Annotated in this window: 20 protein-coding genes and 2 pseudogenes; 11 read left to right on the forward strand and 11 right to left on the reverse strand. The window is 36.2% G+C overall.

Annotation, left to right across the window (positions count from 1 at the left end; genetic code table 11):
- Position 1 precedes the first annotated feature (1 nt).
- Together PZ892_RS16080 and PZ892_RS16085 are read left to right on the forward strand one after the other, a co-directional pair.
- Entirely contained in the window at positions 2-430 is a 429-nt protein-coding gene (locus PZ892_RS16080) for a hypothetical protein (RefSeq protein WP_277711539.1), read from the forward strand.
- A gap of 41 nt (positions 431-471) precedes the next feature.
- Positions 472-2,340, forward strand: coding sequence for a M1 family metallopeptidase (locus tag PZ892_RS16085; protein ID WP_277711540.1), 1,869 nt, complete (start codon positions 472-474; stop codon positions 2,338-2,340).
- A 111-nt stretch (positions 2,341-2,451) separates the two neighbouring features.
- Here PZ892_RS16085 and PZ892_RS16090 read toward each other — a convergent pair whose 3' ends face one another.
- The 6 genes from PZ892_RS16090 to PZ892_RS16115 form a co-directional block, all read right to left on the reverse strand.
- Positions 2,452-3,963, reverse strand: coding sequence for an arylsulfatase (locus tag PZ892_RS16090; protein ID WP_277711541.1), 1,512 nt, complete (start codon positions 3,961-3,963; stop codon positions 2,452-2,454).
- A 110-nt stretch (positions 3,964-4,073) separates the two neighbouring features.
- Positions 4,074-6,332: a GH92 family glycosyl hydrolase gene (locus PZ892_RS16095; RefSeq protein WP_277711542.1), complete on the reverse strand. Its 2,259-nt coding sequence runs from the start codon at positions 6,330-6,332 to the stop codon at positions 4,074-4,076.
- Positions 6,333-6,552: 220 nt separating this feature from the next.
- Positions 6,553-7,107, reverse strand: coding sequence for a GNAT family N-acetyltransferase (locus tag PZ892_RS16100; RefSeq protein WP_182499137.1), 555 nt, complete (start codon positions 7,105-7,107; stop codon positions 6,553-6,555).
- Positions 7,108-7,142: 35 nt separating this feature from the next.
- Positions 7,143-8,213, reverse strand: a complete 1,071-nt coding sequence (locus PZ892_RS16105; protein WP_277711543.1) for a hypothetical protein — start codon at positions 8,211-8,213, stop codon at positions 7,143-7,145.
- Between the two features lie 57 nt (positions 8,214-8,270).
- A complete protein-coding gene (locus PZ892_RS16110; protein ID WP_094280691.1) occupies positions 8,271-8,690 on the reverse strand; it encodes a hypothetical protein in 420 nt (139 codons plus the stop codon).
- A 209-nt stretch (positions 8,691-8,899) separates the two neighbouring features.
- Positions 8,900-9,388, reverse strand: coding sequence for a hypothetical protein (locus tag PZ892_RS16115; RefSeq protein ID WP_094280692.1), 489 nt, complete (start codon positions 9,386-9,388; stop codon positions 8,900-8,902).
- A 223-nt stretch (positions 9,389-9,611) separates the two neighbouring features.
- Between PZ892_RS16115 and PZ892_RS16120 the strand changes: the two are divergent.
- Positions 9,612-9,887, forward strand: a pseudogene (locus PZ892_RS16120) (SusD/RagB family nutrient-binding outer membrane lipoprotein); the annotation flags it as partial.
- Between the two features lie 43 nt (positions 9,888-9,930).
- Here the strand turns inward: PZ892_RS16120 and PZ892_RS16125 are convergent.
- The 3 genes from PZ892_RS16125 to PZ892_RS16135 form a co-directional block, all read right to left on the reverse strand.
- A complete protein-coding gene (locus PZ892_RS16125) occupies positions 9,931-10,545 on the reverse strand; it encodes an OmpA family protein (RefSeq protein WP_094257278.1) in 615 nt (204 codons plus the stop codon).
- A 1-nt stretch (position 10,546) separates the two neighbouring features.
- The gene (locus PZ892_RS16130; RefSeq protein WP_277711545.1) at positions 10,547-10,840 is read right to left on the reverse strand and encodes a hypothetical protein; all 294 of its coding nucleotides are present in this window, start codon (positions 10,838-10,840) and stop codon (positions 10,547-10,549) included.
- Between the two features lie 96 nt (positions 10,841-10,936).
- Positions 10,937-11,095, reverse strand: a complete 159-nt coding sequence (locus PZ892_RS16135; protein WP_179221461.1) for a hypothetical protein — start codon at positions 11,093-11,095, stop codon at positions 10,937-10,939.
- Between the two features lie 163 nt (positions 11,096-11,258).
- On the opposite strand from PZ892_RS16135, the gene PZ892_RS16140 reads away from it, so the two are divergent.
- On the forward strand, positions 11,259-12,419 hold the full coding sequence (locus tag PZ892_RS16140) for a VCBS repeat-containing protein (protein WP_094257280.1): 1,161 nt from the start codon (positions 11,259-11,261) through the stop codon (positions 12,417-12,419).
- 69 nt (positions 12,420-12,488) lie between these two features.
- Here the strand turns inward: PZ892_RS16140 and PZ892_RS16145 are convergent, their stop codons facing one another.
- Positions 12,489-13,574 (reverse strand): hypothetical protein, encoded by a 1,086-nt coding sequence (locus tag PZ892_RS16145; RefSeq protein ID WP_277711547.1) that lies wholly within the window; start codon positions 13,572-13,574, stop codon positions 12,489-12,491.
- A gap of 590 nt (positions 13,575-14,164) precedes the next feature.
- Here PZ892_RS16145 and PZ892_RS16150 point away from each other — a divergent pair.
- The 4 genes and pseudogenes from PZ892_RS16150 (at position 14,165) to PZ892_RS16165 (ending at position 18,828) form a co-directional block, all read left to right on the forward strand.
- Positions 14,165-15,169 carry a type IV toxin-antitoxin system AbiEi family antitoxin gene (locus PZ892_RS16150; RefSeq protein WP_094280697.1) on the forward strand — a complete coding sequence of 335 codons (1,005 nt, stop codon included), beginning with the start codon at positions 14,165-14,167 and terminating at the stop codon, positions 15,167-15,169.
- Positions 15,170-15,302: 133 nt separating this feature from the next.
- Positions 15,303-15,998: pseudogene (locus PZ892_RS16155) on the forward strand (hypothetical protein); the annotation flags it as partial.
- Positions 15,999-16,054: 56 nt separating this feature from the next.
- Positions 16,055-17,182 carry a radical SAM family heme chaperone HemW gene (gene hemW, locus PZ892_RS16160; protein WP_182499147.1) on the forward strand — a complete coding sequence of 376 codons (1,128 nt, stop codon included), beginning with the start codon at positions 16,055-16,057 and terminating at the stop codon, positions 17,180-17,182.
- 197 nt (positions 17,183-17,379) lie between these two features.
- Positions 17,380-18,828: a glyceraldehyde-3-phosphate dehydrogenase gene (locus tag PZ892_RS16165; protein WP_094280700.1), complete on the forward strand. Its 1,449-nt coding sequence runs from the start codon at positions 17,380-17,382 to the stop codon at positions 18,826-18,828.
- Between the two features lie 38 nt (positions 18,829-18,866).
- On the opposite strand, the gene PZ892_RS16170 is transcribed toward PZ892_RS16165, so the two are convergent.
- On the reverse strand, positions 18,867-19,532 hold the full coding sequence (locus PZ892_RS16170) for a hypothetical protein (RefSeq protein ID WP_094280701.1): 666 nt from the start codon (positions 19,530-19,532) through the stop codon (positions 18,867-18,869).
- A 376-nt stretch (positions 19,533-19,908) separates the two neighbouring features.
- Between PZ892_RS16170 and PZ892_RS16175 the strand changes: the two genes are divergently transcribed.
- The 3 genes from PZ892_RS16175 to PZ892_RS16185 all read left to right on the forward strand — a co-directional run bounded on the left by PZ892_RS16175 (position 19,909) and on the right by PZ892_RS16185 (position 25,193).
- A complete protein-coding gene (locus PZ892_RS16175; protein ID WP_220476773.1) occupies positions 19,909-22,989 on the forward strand; it encodes a PVC-type heme-binding CxxCH protein in 3,081 nt (1,026 codons plus the stop codon).
- 28 nt (positions 22,990-23,017) lie between these two features.
- Positions 23,018-23,872, forward strand: coding sequence for a sugar phosphate isomerase/epimerase family protein (locus PZ892_RS16180; RefSeq protein WP_182499149.1), 855 nt, complete (start codon positions 23,018-23,020; stop codon positions 23,870-23,872).
- 61 nt (positions 23,873-23,933) lie between these two features.
- Positions 23,934-25,193 (forward strand): MFS transporter, encoded by a 1,260-nt coding sequence (locus PZ892_RS16185; RefSeq protein ID WP_182499150.1) that lies wholly within the window; start codon positions 23,934-23,936, stop codon positions 25,191-25,193.
- Positions 25,194-25,238 lie beyond the last annotated feature (45 nt).

The following is a 25,238-nucleotide window of genomic DNA, read 5'->3' on the forward strand; positions in this document are numbered from 1 at the left end:
CATGATATTTCAAATTAATACCTTACACCGAGGTAGGTTCATCTGGATCCTATTAGGTTCATTATTTTTTGTAGGGTATTTACTTTCTATTAGCAATTTTCAGGAGATTTATAAAATTCTGATATTATTATTTTGTATACCGGCGATCATGTGGTCAGCGGTTAAATTGAGTAAACAAATCTCCACTTGGGAAGTTGACAATAGTAACATTAGCATTACCAAATTTGGAAAGGCAACGACTATTCCCATAGCAGATATTTCTTATTTAAAAAATCACATTCGTTCAGGAGGAAACCTTTTAGCTTTTCATACAAAGGGAAAATCGGGTACAGTTCGAGTATGGCGGAACAAGATATTTGCCAGTAATGATCAATTTGATGATCTAATTCAAGTCATAAAAGAACTAGGCATCGACATTGTGATTGGCTAAGGCTATGATTTTCGAGTGTTAAATTTTATATATTTGGCATTATGAATCTAAAAAACACCCTTGGCTTATTAGTCTTGGCATTTTGTTCCTTGACGAGCTTTGCACAACGCAAGTCTTATTGGGATCAGAAAGTCGATTATACCATGGATATTGATGTCAACGAGAAGACATTTCAATATGATGGCAAAATGAAAGTTAAATACAGCAATAATTCTGGTCAGGAATTGAACAAAGTATACTTTCATTTATATTTCAATGCTTTCCAACCAGGAAGTATGATGGACGAACGTCTAAAGAATATTCCAGACCCAGATGCGAGAATGGTTAGCAATATTGGGACAAAAGAAAAGCCCATTCGTCAGAGTCGGATTTCGGCTTTAAGTCCCGATCAAATTGGATTTCAGAAGATCAAATCTGTGAAGTACAACGGCAGCGAGGTAACATTTAAGGAAGATGGGACAGTTTTGGAAGTTATTTTACCCACTCCAATTAAAGATGCAAGCACGGTTGAATTTGATTTAACTTGGCAGGCACAGGTACCTGAGCAAATCCGTCGTAGCGGACGTAATTCTAAGGAGGGTGTAGCCTTTTCCATGACGCAATGGTATCCAAAGATGGCTCAATTTGATGAGTTTGGATGGCACTTAGATGAGTATATTGGTCGAGAATTTATTGCTCCATTTGGAAATTTTGATGTTACGATCCATATCAACAAAGATTATGTCATAGGTTCTTCTGGTAAATTACAAAACCCTTCTGAGGTAAAAGGATATGTAAAGAATGCGAAGATAAAGTCCAAAAACAACAAGGCCTCATGGCATTATAAAGCTGAGAACATCCATGATTTTGCATGGGCAGCAGACCCTAAGTTTGTTGTAGATTCAGCAAAAACAAAAAATGGAACCAGTATTTATACGATTTTCTTACCTACGGACAAAGAGGTTACAGATAACTGGAAAACAGCCTTAGGTCTAGCTACTGAGTTTTTTGATTTCACCAGTGAAAATTTCGGAGCCTATCCTTGGAAAACCTATTCCATTGTTCAAGGAGGTGATGGTGGAATGGAATATGGTACAGCAACACTTATTACAGGTGGAAGAAATTTAAAAGGACTTGTTGGGGTTATTTTCCATGAGGCAGCGCATTCCTGGTATCAACAATTATTCGGCATCAATGAAACCGTTGATGAGTGGATGGATGAAGGATTTACAAGTTATATTGAGGAATTAGCCTATACGGAGTTATTCGAGAAGCCAAATGTCAGAGCCCTTAATCCAATTGGTTCAGCATATAATTCCTATTATCGCCTAGCGAAATCAGGCAAAGAAGAACCTATGAGCTTATTGGCGGATTACTATAACACAAACTTTGCCTACAGCATAGAAGCTTATAGCAAAGGAGGCGTATTAGCTGAACAAATGGGCTATATAATTGGAAAGCAGAATTTACAAAAGACCTTTTTGAACTTCTATGATATTTGGAAATTTAAACATCCAACTCCTAATGATTTTAAACGTGTAGCGGAAGAAACATCAGGTCTGAATTTAAAATGGTATTTTAATTTATTTATCAATACGACCAGAACTATTGATTATGCAATCAGCAATGTTACTGATCAAAATATAGAAATTCTGAATAAGTCCAACTTTGCGATGCCAATTGACTTATTGGTAGAATATGAAGATGGAAGCAAGGAATTGTTTTATATTCCATTACGTGAAATGCGTGGAGAAAAACCTGTTGAGAATTTTGAGATTTACAATGGGGTAAAAAGAACGGTATTAACGGATTGGTTTTGGACAAAACCTAATTACTCTGTTCCTGTGAGCAAGAAAGTCAAAAAAGCTTGGATTGATCCTACGCAACGTTTAGCAGATATTAATTACGATGATAATTCATATGGATTATAGAATTGTAAGGATTTAAGAAAAAGGCTATTCTCGGTTGAGAATAGCCTTTTTTTTGATATCTTGTTCAGGAGTCATCCTGATATTAATATTAATTCGAATCACATCAAATAGTTACATGATGCTTTCCAATAAAGTTTTCAATTCGGCAACCAATTCAGGGTTTTGTTTGGCGATATTTGTTTTTTCAGACGGGTCTGATGCTAAGTTGTAAAGTTGATCTTCAGGGTTATTTCCGAGTTCAGTATTTGTCAGCTTACTCATGGCTTGCCCCTTACTTGGTTTGATGTATTTATAATTACCTCTGGTAATTGAAAATGTACCAGCTGATTGAACTAAGTACTCTCTTCCTTTTTTATCTTTTCCAATGAATGCCGACCAAATATTTTCGCCATCTAATTCCAATTGTGCTGGCAAAGGTTTTCCGAAGAAACTTGCAAAACTAGAGAGCAAATCCATTTGGCACAGCAATGCGTCGGAAACTTGATTCTTTTTAATTCCTTTAGGCCAGCTCATAATAAATGGTACTCTGGTTCCACCTTCAAATGCAGAGTATTTCCCGCCCCGGTAAATTCCGAAAGGGTTATGACCATTAAGCTGGGTAACTGCTCCATCGACATAACCATCATCCAAAACGGCCCCATTATCACTGGTAAAAATTATTATTGTATTTTCGAAGAGACCATTATCCTTCAAGGTCTGAATTATTTCACCAACGGTATGGTCCAACTGTAAGATTGCATCGCCACGATACCCCAAACCGCTTTTTCCTTTAAACATTGTGGAAGGCATTCTCGGGACATGGGGTTCGGTAGCATGATAGCTCAAGAAGAATGGTTTATTTTTATTTTCGCGAATGTACTGGATAACCTTATCCGCAAAAGTCATGGTGACTTCTTCGTCTACCCATCTTGCTTGTAATCCTCCTGTCATCCATCCTATTCTACCGATTCCATTAATAATGGTTTGATTATGTCCATGGTTGGGACTAGCTTTCATTTTCAACAATTCAGGGTTTTCAAGTCCTGTAGGTTCAGTACCAATCTTTTGTTTATATGAAACTTGAATAGGGTCATTTGGGTCTACTCCAACTACTTTGTGTCCTTCTAGAAATACTGTAGGAACGCGATCAGCAGTTGCCGGGAAAATATAGGAGTAATCATAGCCCACTTCTATAGGTCCAGGTTTGACCTCCTGATTCCAATTTTTTTCTATCTGACTCCCTAATCCAAGGTGCCATTTTCCAATAATTGCGGTTTGATAACCCTGTTGTTTAAAAAGTTTTGGCAAGGTCATTTGGGCAGTATCAATAATTAATGCAGCATCACCAGGAAGAACACCTGTTCCGGTTTTTCTGAAGGGATATTTCCCGGTCATCAAGGAATAACGGGAAGGGGTACAAGTTGCAGCCGAGGAGTGTCCATTGGTGAAACGAATTCCAGCACTAGCAAGTTCATCAATATTTGGAGTTTTTATTTTATCTGCGCCATAAGCACTTAAATCACCATATCCTAAATCATCGGCATATATCATGACTACATTAGGTTTATTTTGTGCGAATGATATCAAAGGCAACAAAAACAGAAATAATAAAGCATCCTTCAGCTTAAAATAATTGATCTTCATAGAATTGAATGGGTTTAGATTTTATTCGAAGATACTGAAATTATTGAAAGAGTAAATCAAGGATAAAAAACGAGAGCTATCAAATTGATAGCTCTCGAAAATTCCAATGATTATTTGGACGATATTCCCCAGTTTTTATTGGCTTTATCGACCATTTCAAATTCGAGGGTTCCGCCATTTAATATATCCTTATGTGATATTTCAGCTTTATTTAGAGGTTTGCCATTTAATTTTGCGGATTGAATATATTTATTTCTATCAGAAGCATTTTTGGCGATTACCGTAAATGTTTTACCATTTTCCAATTGAATGACTGCTTTATCAAAGAAAGGGGAACCAATGCTATAAAGCGCAGAGCCAGGGGTAACAGGGTAAAAACCAAGTTGGGAGAAAACCACGAAAGAAGAAAGGCCTCCTCCATCTTCATCACCTGGTACACCCATTAAATCATTTCTGAACCACTGTTTTATGAGGGTTTTGATTCTTTTTTGCGTTTTCCACGGTTGTCCTGCATAATTATACAAATAAGGAATATGTAAGGAAGGTTCATTTGCCATTGAAAATTGGCCGACATTACCAGTATGGTCAGGCAACTGTTGATAAAAATCAAATTTCGATCTTCCCAAAGGTTGAATAAACATTTCATCCAAGTAATTGACGAACTGTTCATTTCCACCCATTAATTGGATTAAATCCGGAATATTGTGCTGTACATCCCAGCGATAAATCCAGGCATTGTTTTCCCCATAATATTCTCTAGCACCCTGACCTCCGGAAAAAACATAATCAAAAGGTTCAATAAACTTACCTTTTTCATCCTTAGGGTGGAAAAACTTAGTTTCCTGATTGAACAGGTTTCTATAGTTCTGAGAAAGCTTGATAAACTTCTCATAATCTTCAGTTTTTCCAAGCTGTTTTGCTAATTGCGCAAGACACCATAGATCATAGGAAGTTCCTAGTGTAACTGCTACAGGCTGACGTTTTTCAAAATCATTTACTTCGGGGATAGTTTCTTTTTCACCTGGATGTAAGGCAGGAATGTATCCCTTTTCATAGAAGAATTGATCTAGTTTTCCGGCAGGTTTTCCTGACCATGGGGCTAATGTTTTTTCTGTTATAGCACCTTTTGCAGCACGGTAAGCTTCTTCGATGTTAAAGGAACGGATTCCTTTTTCATATGCATCCAAGATTGCAGCTACACCATGATTAGAATTCATTCTACGGCTGTCACCAGTAATTTCAGGGAAAGTGGGAAGCCAGAAATTATCCATTTGCTCAGACATCCGGACAAATGACTGCAGAATATTTCCTTCCTTTTTGGTATCAATAAGGACATTCAAAGGGTGATGAGCACGATAAGAATCCCAAATCCAATCATCAGTAAAGAAGGGGACACCTTCGTCTGTATGAATTTTCCCATCGAATGCGCTATAATAGCGGCCATCTTCAGAGATGTTTACAGGTCTTTCAAAAGTTCTATAAAGAGAGGTATAAAAGATATTCTTATCATTTTCATTATTCCCTTCCACTTTAAGTTTTCCTAAAGCTTTATTCCAAATTGCTTTTCCATTTTCTTTAACTTTTGCCAGGTCAAAGTTTTTAATTTCGCGATTAAGATTTGCCTTAGCTTGTGCGGCATCAATAAAAGATATTCCATAGCGGACCTTTAATTTCTGTGCAGAATTAGGGAAAGTCAAAATCAGGTTAGCCTGTTCACCAGTAGCATCAGAGGCTTTATTAAGTTGGCCATTGACGATACTTTCAACAGAAGTAGGTTTTTGATCAATTTCAGCATAGATATACACTTTAGTATTATTGCCGATATCTTGGCTACCTGAAATCCCAGTGTTATCCCATTTAACCTCTCCCCGACGGCTGTTAAAGATTAATTGATTTTGTCCTGATTTTTCAAAATCCAATTCATATATGGCTGCTTGATGCGATACGGCAAATTTGACATCAATGTTATCCTCATCCAATAAAACAGAATAGCTGTAAGGATTTATGATTTCCTGGTCATAGCTATAGTTCAAGATCGGCTTTAAATCTCGAGTACCGGCAGTTAAAGGGCTAAGATTGAAGGCAGAGCTTCCGCGATGACTGGTAACAATCAAAGGTAAACCACGCAATCTATCGGAAGTATAATCTGACCTTTCGGGATAAACTCGCAATAATGAGTTTGGCAAGTGAACTGTTGGATAAGTTGGTACCAATAGGTGGGAGATATTTCCCATATAGGGGTTTACATAGTCTACTTCTGTTTTTTGTGCTTGAACTTGAGCGACAGAAATAAAAATCATAGCAACGGTTGCAAAGTTTCTTCCTTTGTTCCAAATCCTAGTAAACTGAGGGATCTTAATTTTCAGCATTTGATCTTGATTTAAATTTTAGATTTAGCATTACCGTTATAAAAACTTTTATAGAAAGGGATTTCTTATCGGTTTACAATAGGGCAACACTCAAATTTAATAAAAAAAATTATTAATAACAGTCATGGTAAAAAGGTTTTAGCTATAATTTTAAGTAACATTTTCACATAAAAAAATCCCATTAGGAAAATGGGATTTTGATGTATATATAAATATTAAATTATTTCAATTGCATATGTTCAAGGTTCTTACCCATTAGGCTTTTCATTCCAACAACTTTGAAACCTAATCTTTCATACAATTTTTTCGCTTTTGGATTATCTTCATCGACCAACAAACCTAGGACAGCCTTTTTTTTCAAGATATATTCATCAATTAAATATTTAATAATAATCGATCCCAAGCCCTTTCCTTGTTGATTAGGATTTACTGCAATGCAATCAATATAAAATTCACCAGCTTGAGTTTCATCTTCGGGGTTAAAACTCCTTTGATATTTGTTTTCCACTAAGTCTGCCACAGGTTTTCTAAGTTCGTAAAGGTTAGCACCATCATAAACAAGGGCAGTTGCTACCACGGTTCCATTTTCTTCAATCACCCAATTGTGGTTATAAGAATATTGATTTCCTTCCTCCTTCACCAGATCAGTTAAAAATTCCAATGCAAGTTGTTTATCCTGCTTTCCGATAAAACGGTAAGCAATTTCTTCCATTGCCAATAATAAATATTCTGCGATCTGTTCTGAATCCTCCTTTAATCCTCTTCTAATAATCATTGTTATAAATTTTTTGCCCTAAGATAAAGATTAATCTAAAAATTGACGAGGATGAGTTTATATCCGTCATCAGTCCGCAGGAATTCAAATGATTCCGCTGCAAAAGGAAATTCACCGTAAAAAGACAAGGTAATGACCGGATACTTTACATCTAATGAATCACCACATTGATCCAGGAACCTTCCATAGGACTCGCCCTCAAATATGAAATAATTTAAGCTGGATTTATAAATGCTGAATTTTTTCGACCCGTTTATAACAGATTCGAACAGTTCCTTTAATTTATCAACATGACGGTTGATAAATCTAGGGCTTTCCTCAAATACCCATTTACTTTGGTCGTCATCCCAAAAGGCGATGCTGTCATAGGAATTGGCGATCAACTGTTCTGCTGTTATTCCTAAGGGGAAAAGTTTAGGGAAGAGCTGCTCAAACTCTTTATTATAGTCCATAAATCCATATGTATTCCCATCTATTCCATTAAATTTTATCCATGTGCTATCTTCAGGAATGGAACCATTAATACTCACTTGGTAAAAATTCAGGTCATCATTGTAAGGGAAATCCTCAATAATTATTTGATTATTTGTATCGATCAACATGCTTTTCCCACCAACAAAATAGGAGTGTTCATCATCTGGGGTATCTCTTTTCCTTTGGGCTCCCTTTAGTGCATTAATAAATCCATTTTTGACATGTCCGAGATCATTATAGATTGCTGGAATTTGGATTTCGCCTTTGGCGTTTAGCATGCCTACCATATCGTTTTCACGATCATAGAATCTGATAAAGCCTTCATTTTCGCAATCAGGAACATTGTCGAAAAAATAGAGGCTGTCATACCCAAGCTTTCTCCCGGTCTTGGTCAGGAAATAATAATCAAAATCTTCCTGATCGTTTTGCTCTATTACTGAAATGATATTCTCAAAAGAACTGGGGATACCGGAGACTGGTTTTAGGGAGAGAGGAATAATAACTTTTCCTTGTTGGTCATGATAGCCGACCTGAGTCGAATCGGCATTATAGAATGCTTTTAGGTTTCTACTGGTTTGCGAGAAAAGGACGTTAGGAAGCAAGAAAGCACATAAAATTAATAGTAGTTTCATACATTAAAGATTAGCAAAAAGTCAGCTTTATATGACAGGGACTTTATTAAAAATGCATTAACGTTTTTTCTTACTTTTCTTTTTCTTTTCAAGTTGATCTATTCGGGCGGTCAAAGCAGCAATAGTTATTTCTTGAGATTGTATTGTTGCTTGTTGAGCATTAATTACTTTTTCGAGGGCTGCAGCTAGGGAGCCATTATCAACGGGTTTATCTATTTTAGAGGGGAGTGTTATTGCGACTTCGTGGAGTTCTTGATTATCTTCACGGCGCATTTCACCAGCACCAGAGATCAACCATTCTGGCGATATATCGGCATAGCTAGATAAAATTGTGGCTATTGCATCAGAACCCAAGGCGGAGTTCTTTTGTACTCCTTTGAAATTGGCATAGGAAAGACCCAACCCTTTAAAAAATTCCACTTTATGGATTCCTTTAGATTCAGCAATTAGGAGCACCCTTTCTTTGATATTACTCATAGTATTTATGTTAATAAGTTTGGATAAAATATAGACTAAATTTATTAATATTTTCAGGAATGGCAATAACTTAACAATAATATAACAAGCTAATTATTAAAAGAGTTGAGTGAATTAGGCGAAAAATATTCTGTAAAAAAGAAATAATCAGAGGATTAGGAGACAAAAAAGCCAGCAATAAAATTGCTGTCTTAAATTAATCTTAGTATTTAGAATTTGAAGTTAAAACCTAAGTTAGCAGCGCCAAAATTTGCATCATTAGACACTCCACGATAACCAGCGAAGACTTCCCATTTTGATTGTTGATAACCTACTTTTGGCAAGTAATAAAAGCCACCGCCATCTTCACCACCAGAGGTAGTAATGGCATATCCTAAGTCGGCACCGATAAAGAATTCAGGTACGATAGAATATTGTCCAGAAGCTGCGACAGGGATATAGTTAAAATCAGAAAAGCCTTCATCTTTCCATTCTTTTTTCAGGAAGAAATTTTGAAAGCCTACGGTTGCACCAGCTTGGAATTTATCGCTAATATTCCATAGATAAGCAGCATCTACCCCTGCTGAGAAAGAAGTTGCATCTTTAATATCTCCTAGCGGAAGACCCACATTGGCTCCAATTTTAAATTGTCCAGCGCTTTGTGCATTGGCACCTAAGCCAAATAGTAGCATGGCTCCAGCAAATAATAATTTTTTCATGTGAAATAGTTTTATGTGATTGATTTTTAACAAATATTTCAAAAGCCGTTCCATGATTTCAATAGAAAGAAAATCTTCTTCACTCACAAGAAAACCTGTTTAAACAAATAATTAAAGCTGATTTTTAGTTTACAAACAATATTAAACAAACCGACTTTTACTTTATATTTATTTAACATAAATAAACTAATAAAATAATAAACTATCCGCTGTAAGTTCAAAGGATCAAAAGATTGAGAGAATCTTGATGCAGAAATACCTTCGTTCCTTTCATCAGGGTGCATGGTCAGCATATTATGGTCATTTAAGAACAGGATATCCAAGTTTTGCAAAGACCAATCCCAATCATGTTGCATACCGATGGATGTATCCACAATCGGAATATTTAACAAATCCTACCAATGTTGCTGCAGCGATTCAAAGTCAATACTCTGGATCTGATGTAATTACGGCTAAACCTTGGTGGTTAAAATATTACCAAATAAATTATCTAGAGTAAGGTCGGAAATTGATTTTCCGACCTTTTAATTTTATAATAATTTCTATTTACTGATACTTTGGGTACCAAGATATTTGACTTCCACTCTTCGATTTTTTGCTCTACCTTCTTCAGAATCTTTACCATCAGCTGTGGTATTCTCAGCAATCGGTTCATCTTCACCCTTACCTTCCGTAATAAACTTATTTTCCAAACCGTGTTTAAGCAGCCAGTCTTTTACGGAATTTGCCCGTTCTAAGGATAGTTTTTTATTGTAGCTATCCTCCCCTTTAGAATCGGTATGTCCAGTAATTTTCACGGGCTCCCCTCCCATTGCTTCCAGATTTGCGGCTAATTTACCTAACACTTGCTCGGCTTCAGGTTTTAATGTTGATTTATTGAAATCGAACAATTGGTCAGCTCCCAGTTGCACATCCACATTAAGGTTACTTTGGTCAGCAGATAAATTACTACCAGTAGTAGTTAATGTGTTACTTTCAACGCTGACGGTTTTGTGTTCTTGAGACAAAGAATCCGGCGACTTTTCTGTTATTTGGACAGAGTCACTGGTTGATAAAGTTTCAGAAGTCTGCTGAACATTTTTTTTATTCCCATCATTATTACAGGCTCCGAGCAGAATTACTAGAGCGAGTCCATTCCATAAACCTATTTTCCTCATACTATCTGGTAATTGGTAATGCGTCAAAACTTCCGTAATCTCCTAGCGTTAAGCTAATAGTTTTTGAATCGAGAGCAGGGACAGCAAATTTTAAACTTATCAAAACGATTTTATCCGATCCGAGATACCATAATTTTTGACCGTCTGCTTTAGTTGGAGTAATCATAAATTGACCGGCATCATCTTTCAGAAGGCTGTTTTTCTTTGCTGTTGCATCATCTATATAATAAATTGTTGAGGGAGGGAAATTAATATTTATGGCGTTTTTCTCGGAATTATCTAAGATTAATTCCACTTCAAAATACTGCCAACGACACTTACTTTAGTTACGTTCAAAGTACCATCATTTACTTGTTTAGTAGCAATAACGGGGGTTTCAGGTTTGGCAGAATCAGTTTTTTTCGACTTCTTCTACAATTAATTTAGTTTCGGGTACAACTTCTACAATTGTATCGGTATCATTTTGGCTAGTATTTTCCTTATTGGAATTAGAGCAAGAAGTTGCTAATACCAGACCCATACCAAAGGAAATAATTAATTTGTGTTTCATAGTAGTTTTTTTTAAATAAAATTTATAGTTGGTCTCAGGAAAGAATACTCAATTTTTATACCAAAAGAACATTGTGGGCATTCTATTGAATCCAGAACTTATCAATTTTTGGGCACATGACACCACATGATGGATAAACTAAAGGAGTTTATTAACTTGAACTATGCGTCTAACCATTTTGCTTTTAATTAGCTTAGGGATAACCTATTCCGCTTCTGGCCAGGACCAGAAACAAGCTAAATTCATTGGTCCAGTTCACTTTAAGAAGGTAAAAGTTTCATCGGAGACCTATGAATCTGTAGGGGTATTTGATGTAAATGGGGATGGAAAGCCTGACTTGGTTTCTGGAGCTTTTTGGTATGAAGGTCCCGACTATGTTCAAAGACATTTTATTGCAGAAGTAAAGCGAGTTGATGAATACTGGGACGAGTTCATGCATATACCGATGGATGTCAATGGAGACGGAAAGATGGATTATATAACAGGCGGATGGTTTGCTGGAACGCTATTTTGGATGGAAAATCCTGGGGACAATGGTGCTTGGAAGAAACATAGTATTGATTCAACGGGCAATATTGAAACTGCCAGAGCATTTGACTTGGATGGCGATGGTCATCTAGAAATTATTCCAAACAATCCAGGCCATCCCCTAAAGTACTATAAATTGGTCTTGGATGGCAATGGCAAAGGAACAGGGAAGTTTGATAAGGTAGATGTAGCAGCAACTCAAGGTCATGGAATGGGTTTTGGAGATGTGAATGGTGATAAAAGAATGGATATCATTGTCAACAACGGTTGGTTGGAAGCTCCCTCAGACGCAAAAGGGAAGTGGATTTTACATCAGGAATTTGATTTTGGAGATGCAAGTATTCCAGTTTTGGTTTTCGATATCAATAAGGATGGGAAAAACGATCTTATTGTTGGGCAAGGGCATTCCTATGGGCTGCATTGGTATGAACAGAAGGTTTCATCACAAGGCAAACGGGAGTGGATAGAACATCCCATAGATTTGAACAATTCTCAATATCATACTATGGAATGGGTTGATATCGATGCTGATGGAGAACAAGAGCTAGTTACGGGCAAGCGATATAGAGCTCATAACGGAAAGGATCCTGGGGCGAATGACCCAGTGGGTTTGTATTATTTCAAATGGAATGGAGAGTCTTTTACGAAAAATATAATAAGCTATGGCCCCTTGGATGAAGGTAAAGGGGCAGGGATATATTTTTCTGTAACCGACCTTCGGAATACCGGAAGGAAGGATGTTATTGTCGCTGGAAAAGATGGATTATATATTTTCTACAACGAGGGCCAGAAATAGGAATAAAAGAACAAGAATATTTCAGCAATAACTCGTAAAGTTTTACTGCTTAGGTTAGAGTTAATTAAATTATTTCACATAGATAGAATTGAATCTCGCTCTATTATTATTTTCGTAGTCCATTGGCATAAGTTTATTATTTTTATAGAGTTCAGGTTTAAGATCAAAGTCAGGATCTTCCTTTAGAGTAGCCAAATAGACATCATTTCCTTTCACAAACAAAGCTGTTGCAGTGTAAACATTTCTGATATTGATATTCATTTGCTTTCCGTTTTTCCAAACTTTGACATTATTTAATTCCGTATTATTATTTGTACTGGTTATCCATGCGACATAGCTATTATTCCCTTCATGAAATATTTTTCTATTTCCAGCAAAGCTCCATTCATTTTCCGCAAAATTAATACTGTAAAATAGGCTTGAATTTTTATAAACTTTAAAACTTTTCTTTTTTGTTTGAGGATCTTCTGTAGCATAGACATAATAAAACAAGTCGGTTCCATTAGTTGCAATATCTACCGATGAATTATAAGAAAAACGTTTAAAGAGCTTACCATTTTTCCACACAATTCCATTCCATTTATTATTTGCCAAAGCACTTCCTGCCATATAAAAATCATTTCCAATGGTCAGCATATTACCCATCCCCCATCGAGACCCCACGGGTTCCAATTTATATGGTTTTCCATTTTTCCAGATACTATCCCATGTTGGGTCAACGCCATAACTATATCCATATAGGTATATATCTCCACTTTCGGCTCTATGGATCTGTTCCAACTCGGTATCATTTGATTTATCGACGAGGATTTTCTCCTCATTTTTCCAATACATTGCAGACCTAAAATTGGAAGGGTTAGCATCGGTAAATTCCTGGGTCATTCCGGCGATATAGATATCATTTCCATAACCAATAATATGGTTAGCCATTCCAAGTTTGCCGTTATCTAAAATATATTTCGGTATACCATTTTTCCATAACACCGGTGAATCAGTCTTCAAATCCCCCGCAACATAGACTTCAGTTCCAGCATATTCTTCAAAGCCTGATTCTGTTTCTGAATCGGGGTTCTTTGATTCTTTTTTACAAGATAAAAGACTGGCAAACAATGCTGCAAGGAAGAATAGGATAGTAATATTAAATCGCTTGTTCATAATTTTTTAATTAAATGAATATCCGAAATAACATAATATAGAAAAGTGAACAAAACTTAGGAATGGCTGAATTATATAATTTAGGCATAGAAAGCAGGAAAGTAGCTAAAAGAATAACCAACGAACTGGTTGTTGGATTCCGCAAGATGCTCAAAGATGATTTTTTAAAAGTGTCGTCCAATTTTTTTTCGGGACGCCTCACCTAAAATTATTACATCGTCTAAAGAAGTTAGGAATATCACATCAAAGGAATCAATTCTTTTTTTAATTACCGTTTATGCTTAATTCCTTAACTTTGCCTTTTCAAAACGGTTCCCAGAATGTTTAATTGCTTTAAAAATCAGATAGTTGCATTTTTAAAGTAACAAATGGAAAACATAGATTTATCTGTGTTTTTTGACATTTGGATTATATAACGCTAGATAATATCCGGAGAATAGAACCATTATTTGTTTTACAATGTACTAGGTACACTTTTATATATTTAATTCAATTTTTTTATTAATTATTATAATATCTCTTTGATTATTAAACAATGTTCACTAAATTCGTTTGTTCACGTAACGTGAACAGTTTAAAAAAATGAACAAATGGTGACTCAACAGGAAATCAAGACGGTAAATAAAGCATTGAACAATCTCGAAAATGTAGCGGGTATACATGGAGAGTGGGAACATACTGATAATACAGAGATAGATGGAATATTGACAATTACTTTAGGCGAAAATCGAATTAAATTTAAAACGGACGTTAAGAACGAAATCCGCCATACACATTTAGAGCGAATTAGAACTCGAGCTTACGTAAATGATATGTTTTTGCTTTTGGCGAAAAATATTTTCCCTAAAGCTAAGGAAATGCTAAGAAATGAGAATATAGCGTATTTAGATATAGCTGGAAATTTCTATTTCCGCAATGAGAACTACTATATTTTTATTGAGGGAAACAAAATACCAACAGTGGAAAAAGAAAAACCTAACAGAGCATTTACTCCTACAGGACTGAAAATAGTGTTTTTATTGCTTACTGAAAAGAATGCTTTAAATTTGTCTTATAGGGAAATTGCTCATCGAGCAAATGTAGCATTAGGCAACGTTCCTTTAGTTATAAATAACTTACAAGAAGCCGGTTATCTAATCGCCAAAAATAGAAATAAATATATAATAACTCGTAAACGAGAGCTACTAGACCGCTGGATCACAGGCTATGGTGAGACCTTAAAACCAAAACTAAAGGTAGGGCGATATCGATTTTTAAAAAGTAACAAGTATTGGAAAGAGCAACAACTTGCGCCTGGTGATGTTTGGGGAGGAGAAGCTGGTGCGAACATAATATCAAATTATATTGAACCCGAAATAAAAATACTTTACACCAATTTATCGAAGATGGAGCTTATGACAAAAATGATGCTTGTACCGGACTCTAAAGGAGATATTGAAATCATACAGCATTTTTGGCAAGAAGCGGATAGTTTAGAGAAAAACTGTGCTCCGCCAATATTAATTTATGCTGATTTAATCCTTAGTCAAGATCCAAGAAATATAGAGGTTGCAGATTTTATTTTTAACAGTTATTTAAAAACTGATTTTTACTAATATGAGACACGGAGAACTTAAACATATATTTGATGTATTGGAGCGCAGCTTTAATCAATTAAATATAGACTTTTACTTAATAGGTGCATTAGCTAGACAGATATAGTACGAAAAAGGTAACTTAAGTTTTAGAACAACAAAAGATGTTGATTATGCTGTATTGGTGAGTAATCAAGATGAATACCAGCGGATCAGAGAGTATCTAATAGATACAGAAAAATTCACACCATATAGAGGTAATGCATTTGTTCTAATTGCCCCAGATGGTACGCAAGTGGACATATTACCATTTGGTGAAATTGAAGATGATGGAAGTGTCACTGTTAAAGGACAAGGCATGACCAGTATTCGTGTAGATGGATTAATAGATGTATATAATAATGGGATAGAAGATGTAGATTTTGAGACTGGACATTCATTCAAAGTAGCAACATTACCTGCAATAGCCTTACTCAAGTTCATTGCTTACGATGATAGACCAGAACAGCGTCAAAAAGATGCTACTGATATCTCGAATCTGGTTGTCCATTTTTTTACATTAAATGATGAAATGATATATGAACATCATAACGATTTATTTGATGAAACAAAAGGTATCGTTTTCGAAAGTATTGGGCCTATTGTATTAGGGAGAGAAATGAGAAAAATTGCAAATAGCAACGTGGGTTTAGTAATAAGACTTAATAACATTTTAGAAAAGCATATACAAGAGGGTGAAAATAGTGCATTTGTACGATTAATGGTTAATCCATCAAATGATGATTCAACTATTGAAAGTGTTGTAGACACGTTAAAAGATATACATAAAGGTTTTAATAATTCTATATAAATATCTTTTTATACTTAATTCCTTAACTTTACTTTTTCAAAACTCAACGGGCACCCATGTTCTACTTTCATATTCCATTTTGCAAACAAGCATGTCACTATTGCGACTTTCACTTTAGTACTTCCTTAAAGTACAAGGAGGAGTTGCTCCAGGCTATGCTTTCGGAGATTGAACTTCGGGCATCTTACCTTGAAAACAAGAAGGTAGAATCACTTTACTTTGGTGGTGGAACTCCATCCATTCTTCAGGCGAAGGAAATAGACTCTTTGATTGGGCAAGTTGCCAAATACTTTGAAATAAGTTCAGATGCGGAAATTACCTTAGAGGCTAACCCAGATGATTTAGATAGAAAAAAGGTTCAGGAATTAAAGGGTACTGAGATTAACAGATTTAGTATTGGTATTCAATCTTTTTACGAAGAGGATTTGAAATGGATGAATCGAGCACATAATTCGGAGGAGGCTAAATCTTCTATTATGCGAGTTCAAGATGCGGGTTTTGAAAACATTACATGTGATTTAATTTATGGCTACCCTTTATTGACCAATAATAAATGGAGATCAAATATGCAGGAATTGATCAATTTGGAGGTTCCGCATATCTCATCTTATTCGATGACAGTTGAAAAGAAAACAGCATTAGCTCATCTCATCAATACAGGAAAAACCGCAGCCCTTAATGAGGATCAAAGTGCTGAACAAATGCTCATGCTGATAGATACTCTTACATCATCAGGATATGAACATTATGAAATTTCAAATTTTGCTAAACCAGGCAGATATGCGAGGCATAATAGCAATTATTGGAAAGGTAAATCCTACTTAGGCATTGGACCATCTGCACATTCATTCAATGGAGCTTCGAGATCGTGGAATATTGCAAATAATGCCTTGTATATAAAGGGTATACTTTTAAAGGAGTTAGCATTAAAAACAGAGCTTCTAAGGAAAAACGATCGATTTAATGAATATGTCATGACTTCCTTAAGAACCAAATGGGGAGTTGACAAGAAATATGTTCTACAAGAGTTTGGGGATGATTACTTAAACAGCATCCTAAAAACAATTGAACAATATGTTTATAACAAAGAGGTCCTAATTTCAGAAGAAGGCATAATTACTTTGAGCCCCTCAGGGAAATTATTGGCAGATCAGATTGCTGCCGATTTATTTATTGTAGAATAAGAAATTGGGATAAAAATCAGCAAAAAGCGTTTAGCACTCTTTAAACGTTTGATAAATTATCAACAATACAGCTAAAGAATTATTATTATAAAAATTCAGCCCCAAAATTAGCGGCGTGTTTTATCAAATTTTCAATTTTTATTTTTTTAGCAATACAAAAGCTCTAAGTTTGCATCAAATTTCTACAATCAATAATTATGATACACACTTCTACTTTTGAGGACCAAATCAAAAGTTACAAATCAAACCAAAATGCTTGCGTTAAGCTTATCCAGCTGATTAGCGATTTATGGTTCAACCAATCGATTGAGCTTGTGCTATTTAGGAATCAATTAATTGATCGCAGAGTTAGTTTTATTTTAAATTTACATCAGCAGTCGAAGGAATATGCGGGTATTGAATTAACCATTCAGGAGACCTTGCTTGTTGCAGAGGCCATTCATGCATTAGATTTCAAACCATCTAGGCTTGACATTGGTAAATTAGCTTTGAATATCCGTAATGAAGGAATTAAGGCTGTAGACATTCAAGAATTTGTTCAGAAAGAATTAGAGCCTGCAAAGGAGCATTTAACGTTCTTACCGAAAGATGTTGTTCTATATGGTTTTGGTAGGATTGGAAGGTTATTAGCTCGAGAACTTGTCAGCAAGGTTGGTGCGGGGAAACAGCTGAGATTAAGAGCGATTGTCACCCGTGACTTGGTTGATGAAAAATCATTGGAGAAAAGAGCAAGTTTATTGAGACAAGATTCGATACATGGAAATTTTGATGGTGAAGTCTTAGTAGATACCGAGCATGATGCATTAATTATCAATGGAATTCCTGTTTATGTAATTTCTGCGAAAGGCCCTGAGGAAATTGATTACAGCAAGTATGGTATTGAAGATGCATTAGTTATTGATAACACTGGTGCTTTTAGAGATGACAAGGAGCTTTCAAGACATTTGAGTTCAAAGGGAGCAACGATGGTATTATTAACAGCTCCAGGAAAGGGAGTTCCTAATATAGTTTATGGAGTAAATGAATTAGATGCTGACCCTAAAAAGGACAATATTTTTTCAGCGGCCTCCTGTACCACCAATGCAATATCACCAGTTTTAGCCATATTGGAAAAAGAATTGGGAATTGAGAAAGGACATATAGAAACTATCCACTCCTATACGAATGATCAGAATTTGGTAGACAATATGCATAAGAAATCCAGAAGAGGACGTGCAGCGGCTTTAAATATGGTAATAACTGAAACGGGAGCTGGTTCTGCTGTTGCCAAAGTATTGCCATCATTAGCTGGAAAGCTGACCTCCAATGCCATTCGCGTGCCAGTTCCAAATGGTTCTTTAGCAATATTGAATGTAGAATTAAAGAAAAAGACTACATTGAATGATTTAAATAATATCTTGAAGGCCGCAGCATTAAATGGGGATCTGGTTGAACAGATAGCTTATACAAATAACTCCGAATTGGTATCTTCGGATATTATCGGAACTTCGGCAGCCTCGGTTATTGATTCACCAGCCAATATTGTTTCCGATGATGGTAAAACCGCAATTATTTATGTATGGTATGATAATGAATACGGGTATTCCCACCAAGTCATGCGATTAGCGAGACATATCGCCGGTGTTAGGAGATATACCTATTATTAATAAGATAAGAAGGGATTCAATAACGAATCCCTTTTTATTTATACTTCTTTTTCAGATTTAATCAATCTAAATCCCATCCAAACGATCCAAACATAAGCAAGAGTTTTAGGTATCATCAAAAATCCGATTTGTGGATAGAAGCGCGACCATATTACGACCGGCAAATAAAATGCAAAGCTTAAAGTAATTGCTAGCCACATCCAACGAAATTCCACATCGTTAGACCTTTTAGCTTCTTGACCAAATAATATTATCATCAATATTCCTAGTATTAGAAAAGGAATATTTCGATAAATCTCCCATTCATATGACGGGTTTTCATCCAGACATCCATTTTCTGGGCATAAACAAAGAAGAATCCTTAGTGCTGCCAAGATATAAATCCAGAAGGCTAATTGTTTTCCTTGGAATGAGTACCTGATTTTTGCAATATGAAATAGAATTACATAAAAAACCGTCATTGAGATCGAGGCAACGAATGTACCTATACTCAGTAGTTGTTTATGGTTTTGAAGACCATCTTTACTTAAGGCATAAATTCTAGGAATCAAATGAAAAGAATCACCAATTCCTAGAACTAATGCCATAATTCCAAACAAGAGGACTAACTTTCGATTTCTTGATTTTATTATCATTGCAACTCCCATACTAATTATTAATATCAGATAGGAGCTATCAAAAATAATTTCAGCTATATTTTTCATAAAGATTGGTTGGTTAATAATGTTTTACTGGCCGAGCAAACAAGTTTGTTGGATTGGCATACTTGTTTGTTTATGATTGGATAAAATTATCGGATTAAATGAACATATTGTAATAATATCGTTGACAATCAGTGTTGAATCTGGTAATTGAATTAGTATAGTAAGGGCTTGAATGTAAAAATTTTATTATTCAGGACAGTACAGGATACCTCCACTAAAATATAAGCCTATATTTGGTTTAATGGGGCCGTATTACCAATGCGCACGGTTTCCGTAAATCTAATCTAAACCTACAACAATAATTATGAACCGCTTAAGGCAATTTTTTATAATTTCATTGGTTCTACTCCTATTTGGTTGTACACATAAACCAAGCATGGAGCCAATAAAAATCCAAAAGGATTCACGAATAGTATTAATAGGGAATAACCTGGGTTCCAGAATGATGGAATATGGGGATTTTGACACTGAACTCCAAACTCGGTTTCCAGATTACAATCTTTTTATCCGTAATATCTGTAATCCGGGAAACACTGCTGGATTCAGGCCTCACCCATCGAGGAATTCGCCATGGGCATTTCCGGGTGCTGAGAAATTCAATCCGGAATTTGATATAAATACGGGTAGTGAAGGTCATTTTCCTACCGAGGATGAATGGTTAACAGAATTAAAACCTGATGTTATCTTAGGGTTTTTCGGTTACAACGAATCCTTTCGTGGAGAAGAGGGCCTTGAGGATTTCAAGGGTGAAATCGCAGCATTCATCGATCATACCAATAGCACAGACTATAATGGAGGTAAAGGCACCAAATTGGTTTTGATCTCTCCTATTGCTTTTGAGGATCTTACGGACAAGTTTGATCTGCCAGATGGCAAGGAATTCAACAAGAACATTCAATTATATGCTGATGCTATGGAGCAAGTTGCGAAAGAGAAAAACACAACATTTTTGGATGTCTTTGATATTACGAAGAAGTGGTATGATCAAAACTCAGATTATCTCACCATAGATGGTTCTCAATTATCAGAAAAATCATACGAGAAATTTGCTGACTACTTAGTAACTAGCATTTTTGGTAAAGGTGAGGGAGCAGCTTCGAGTCATAAAGAAGAGATAAAAAAGGCAGTTTTAGAGAAAGACTGGATTTGGACGCAGGATTTTAAAATTCCAAATGGCGTACATGCTTACGGTCGTAGGTTTAATCCATTCGGTCCGGAGAACTATCCATTTGAGATCAAAAAGCTTCGTGAGATGGGTTATATTCGAGATACAGCAATTTGGAAGGCTGCGAAAGGGGAATCTTACGATTTAGCGGCAATGGATAAGAACACATTGACACTTCCTGAAGTAAAAACCAATGTTGATTTTGGTCAAGACCCTAATTCCAGGTATTTATATGGGGAAGAAGCGCTTGCGAAATTTCATACTGCTCCGGGATATAAAATTGATTTATTTGCCTCGGAGAAAGAGTTTCCAGACCTAGCCAACCCTGTTCAAATATCCTTTGACTCAAAAGGAAGACTTTGGGTAGCAACGATGCCTAGTTATCCGCATTATAAAGCTGGAGATGGTAAGCCAAATGATAAAATTATTATTCTTGAGGATACTGATGGTGATGGCAAGGCGGATAAACAATCAATATTTGCCGATCATCTACACTTGCCAATTGGTTTTGAATTTGCACCTGAGGGGGTTTATTTATCCCAAGGAAAGAATCTTGTGCTGTTAAAGGACACGGATAATGATGGCAAAGCAGATAAAAAAGAGGTAATACTCAGCGGATTTGATGATCATGATACCCATCATGCACATAGTGCTTACAGCATGGATCCGTCGGGAGCTATTTTAATGGCAGAAGGAGTTTTCCTTCATACCAATGTAGAGACTTCATATGGCCCTGTTAGAGGAGTTAATGGTGGATTTTACAGATATGCACCTCAAACTAAAAAGTTAGAGCGCGTAGCACAGGTTTCTATTCCAAATCCATGGGGAATTGCAACAGATGACTGGGGACAAACTATTTACTTAGAGACATCAGGACCAGATGTAAGGTGGATGTTGCCAGGAAGTTTAAAACCTAGATATGGGGAATCAAATGATAAATCTTTCAGTTTAGTTGATGAAAACCACCGAGTTCGTCCTACTTCAGGACTGGAATTTATATCGTCTAGTCATTTCCCTGACTCTGTTCAAGGCGATTATTTATTAAATAATACGATTGGATTTTTAGGAGGTAAGCAACATACATTTGAAGATGATGGAACTGGTTATAAATCAAAACATCGTCAGGATTTATTTTGGTCGGATGACAAAAACTTCCGTCCCGTAGATGCAGAAATTGCACCCGATGGTTCATTGTATATTGTTGATTGGCATAATATGTTGATTGGCCACATGCAGCATAACGCTAGGGATCCACTTCGTGACCATGTTCATGGTCGTATTTATCGAGTAACCTATCCTTCAAGGCCATTGGTAAAACCTGCCAAGATAGATGGAGCATCAATTGAGGAATTGCTTGAGAATTTAAAATTGCATGAAATTAGAACTCGCTATAGAACACGTACTGAATTAAGAATGCGTGACAACAATGAAGTTGCTAAAAAAGCAACAGAGTGGGCTAATAATCTAGATCAAAAAGACCCTAAATATTTGCACAATTTAGTAGAGGCAATGTGGGTAACTTGGGGTGCAGATAAAATCAATGCGGACTTAGTACAAAAGCTCTTGGAATCTAATGACTATCATGCAAGAGCAGCTGCTATACATGCCCTGCGTTATAATACTGACAAGATCAAAAACTACAAGGAGATGATGACCAAAGCGACGAAGGATGAAAGTGGTCGAGTAAAATTAGAACTGATTGCTGCGGCATCATGGATGAAACCAGCTGAAGGATTGGATTTGATGAATGCCATAGATACAAGTAGTCTTGACAAGTGGAATAAACCAGCATATTTAACTTCTTTAGCTCACTTAAATAATAAATCAGTTAAAGAGAATAGGGAAACAAGTAAAACGGTTAGTAAATTATCAGGACCTGCATTAGATCAGTTTAAGCGAGGCTCTGTTATCTACTCCAAAGAGGGATTTTGTATTACCTGTCATCAACCAAATGGTAAAGGATTAGATGCTTCAGGCTTCCCACCATTACATGCTAGCAAATGGGTAACTGGGAATGAGGATAGATTAATTAAATTAACATTAAATGGATTATTAGGACCCATTGAGGTTAATGGTAAAAAATATCCAGGACAAGTACCGATGACACCATTTGGCATGATGTTAAATGATCAGGAAATAGCTGATGTATTAACTTATGTAAGAAATACCTTTGGGAATGAAGCCAGCCCGATTTCTGCTTCTAAAGTGAAAGAAATTAGAGAATCCATTAAGGATAAGAAAGGCTTCTATTCGCCAGAGGAACTTTTGAAAGCACATCCATTGGAGAAATAAAAAAGAAAGAATACATAACGAAAATAGAATGAATAAAATAGGATTTAACATTTTACCATGGACTGCCGGAGTTTCGGCGAAGGCATTTCCTTTACTGGATAGATTGAAAGAGATTGGCTATGATGGTGTTGAGGTTTTCATAGGTTCTCCAGATGAGGGAGAATACAAGGCCTTAGCCAAACATGCCCATGATTTGGGTTTAGAGGTAAATGCCGTAACTGTTCTTGCAGAGAATGAAAGTCCTATTTCAACAGATAAATCGGTTAGGAATCGAGGAATAGACCGTATTAAATGGGTTATTGATAGGGCACATGATATGGGTTCAGAGATCCTTTGCGGGCCTTTTCATTCGGCACATGGTTATTTTTCAAGAGCAGCTCCTACGGAACAGGAATATGAGTGGGCTGCTGAGGCATTGAGAATTGCTGGTGACCATGCGCAGCAAGCGGGTATAATTCTTACGCCAGAGGCTGTAAATCGTTTTGAGAACTATTTAGCAAGTTGTATAGACCATCTTTCGCATTTAATCGAGCTAACGAACCATCCGAATGTTCGGGGGATGTATGATACCCATCATTCCCATATAGAAGAAAAAAGTGTAAAAGGTTCAATTCAAAAGATAGCACCAGTATTAGCACATGTTCACATCAGTGAAAATGATCGTGGTACACCTGGGAAAGGTTTAGTGCATTGGGACGAAGTTTTTCAGACATTGAGTGACATTGATTATTCAGGTTGGTATACTATTGAATCCTTTTCTAGAGCGGATCCAGACTTTGCAAATGCAATAAATGTTTGGCGCGAATATTCTGATCCATGGGAGATTGCGGAAGAAGGTTATCATTTTATCAAAAATAATCTAACGAAATTTGAAAAAAAATAAGTTATCTTGTTGATTGAATTGTAATCAACACATAATAATTTAACCACAAATAAACCACATTATGAGTAAACAAGTTAACCCTAGTGCCTTGTTTTTAGGAAGCTGTTTAGCCCTAATTACAACAGGTCTTACCTTTTCCATTCGTGCTGGGATTTTACCTCAGCTAGGTGAAAGTTTTAATTTATCAGCAGAACAATTGGGATTTATCAATTCCATGTGGTTTCTGGGATTCCCTATTTCGATGATTCTGGGGGGAATATTTTATTACAAAATTGGGCCTAGCAACATTATGCGTTTTGCATTTATCTCCCATACCCTTGGAATTTTGTTGACGATTTTTGCGAACGGGTATTCAACTTTATTAATTTCCACTTTATTTATTGGTTTAGGCAATGGATGTACTGAGGCAGCCTGTAATCCACTTATTGCGGATTTATATTCCGGCAAGAAGATGGACAAAATGCTAAACAGATTCCATATGTGGTTTCCGGGAGGAATTGTATTGGGTAGTTTGATTTCCTTAGTAATGACCAAATGGGGAGCATCTTGGCAAACACAGATGTGGGTAATTATGATTCCAACCATTTTATATGCTATTCTATTTTACGGCAAAGCATTTCCGAAGCCAAAGGAAGAAAGTGCCACTTCGCTTTCAAATAATGTAAAGGCAATGTTTTCCCCTATTTTTATCTTCTTATTCTGTTGTATGGCATTAACAGCTATTTCAGAATTTGGCCCACAACAATGGGTAGGGATTATTATGGCAAATAGCGGTGCCAGTCCGATGCTAGTGTTAGCATTAGTCACTGGATTAATGGCTGTAGGAAGGTTTTTTGCCGGACCAGTAGTGAAAGCATTGGGTCAAACCGGGGTTTTACTCGGAGGAGCGATTTTTGCTACCATTGGAGTATATTTATTCTCGATTGCAACAGGAGGCATGGTCTACGTTGCGGCAATATTATTTGCAATTGGAGTATGTTATTTCTGGCCAACAATGATTTCAACTACGGCTCAGCGAGTACCTTTGAGCGGTGCAATAGGTATGTCAGTAATTGGAGGTGTAGGAATGTTTTCGACTTCAATATTCCAACCTATCATAGGCCGATGGATAGATCAATCTAAAGCAGCTGTACAACAAACGGGAGAGGTTGTTGAAAATTTAGATTTAGTTGTAGGACAAATAACCTTAGCTAAATTGGCTATTTTCCCAGGGATATTAATTGTTCTATTCTTATTTTTCTTTTTCTGGCAAAAAAGAACATACAAAGGTCATCAAGAAACAGCATATGGTACTTCTGACGCACAAGTAGAAACCATTTAATTAAGCAAAAAATCGTAATAGAACTTTCATGAAATCTTGGAATCT

The sequence above is a fragment of the Sphingobacterium sp. WM genome (genome assembly GCF_029542465.1).
Lineage (GTDB): Bacteria > Bacteroidota > Bacteroidia > Sphingobacteriales > Sphingobacteriaceae > Sphingobacterium > Sphingobacterium cellulitidis.

Excerpts from the sequence above, each read along its gene's own strand:
- PZ892_RS16165 (WP_094280700.1), top strand. The coding sequence starts at position 17,380 with ATGATACACACTTCTACTTTTGAGGACCAAATCAAAAGTTACAAATCA.
- hemW (WP_182499147.1), top strand. The coding sequence starts at position 16,055 with ATGTTCTACTTTCATATTCCATTTTGCAAACAAGCATGTCACTATTGC.
- PZ892_RS16105 (WP_277711543.1), bottom strand. The coding sequence starts at position 8,213 with ATGAAACTACTATTAATTTTATGTGCTTTCTTGCTTCCTAACGTCCTT.
- PZ892_RS16150 (WP_094280697.1), top strand. The coding sequence starts at position 14,165 with ATGGTGACTCAACAGGAAATCAAGACGGTAAATAAAGCATTGAACAAT.
- PZ892_RS16145 (WP_277711547.1), bottom strand. The coding sequence starts at position 13,574 with ATGAACAAGCGATTTAATATTACTATCCTATTCTTCCTTGCAGCATTG.
- PZ892_RS16095 (WP_277711542.1), bottom strand. The coding sequence starts at position 6,332 with ATGCTGAAAATTAAGATCCCTCAGTTTACTAGGATTTGGAACAAAGGA.
- PZ892_RS16090 (WP_277711541.1), bottom strand. The coding sequence starts at position 3,963 with ATGAAGATCAATTATTTTAAGCTGAAGGATGCTTTATTATTTCTGTTT.
- PZ892_RS16115 (WP_094280692.1), bottom strand. The coding sequence starts at position 9,388 with ATGAAAAAATTATTATTTGCTGGAGCCATGCTACTATTTGGCTTAGGT.
- PZ892_RS16110 (WP_094280691.1), bottom strand. The coding sequence starts at position 8,690 with ATGAGTAATATCAAAGAAAGGGTGCTCCTAATTGCTGAATCTAAAGGA.
- PZ892_RS16100 (WP_182499137.1), bottom strand. The coding sequence starts at position 7,107 with ATGATTATTAGAAGAGGATTAAAGGAGGATTCAGAACAGATCGCAGAA.
- PZ892_RS16125 (WP_094257278.1), bottom strand. The coding sequence starts at position 10,545 with ATGAGGAAAATAGGTTTATGGAATGGACTCGCTCTAGTAATTCTGCTC.
- PZ892_RS16185 (WP_182499150.1), top strand. The coding sequence starts at position 23,934 with ATGAGTAAACAAGTTAACCCTAGTGCCTTGTTTTTAGGAAGCTGTTTA.
- PZ892_RS16175 (WP_220476773.1), top strand. The coding sequence starts at position 19,909 with ATGGAGCCAATAAAAATCCAAAAGGATTCACGAATAGTATTAATAGGG.
- PZ892_RS16085 (WP_277711540.1), top strand. The coding sequence starts at position 472 with ATGAATCTAAAAAACACCCTTGGCTTATTAGTCTTGGCATTTTGTTCC.
- PZ892_RS16135 (WP_179221461.1), bottom strand. The coding sequence starts at position 11,095 with ATGAAACACAAATTAATTATTTCCTTTGGTATGGGTCTGGTATTAGCA.
- PZ892_RS16080 (WP_277711539.1), top strand. The coding sequence starts at position 2 with ATGATATTTCAAATTAATACCTTACACCGAGGTAGGTTCATCTGGATC.
- PZ892_RS16170 (WP_094280701.1), bottom strand. The coding sequence starts at position 19,532 with ATGAAAAATATAGCTGAAATTATTTTTGATAGCTCCTATCTGATATTA.
- PZ892_RS16180 (WP_182499149.1), top strand. The coding sequence starts at position 23,018 with ATGAATAAAATAGGATTTAACATTTTACCATGGACTGCCGGAGTTTCG.
- PZ892_RS16140 (WP_094257280.1), top strand. The coding sequence starts at position 11,259 with ATGCGTCTAACCATTTTGCTTTTAATTAGCTTAGGGATAACCTATTCC.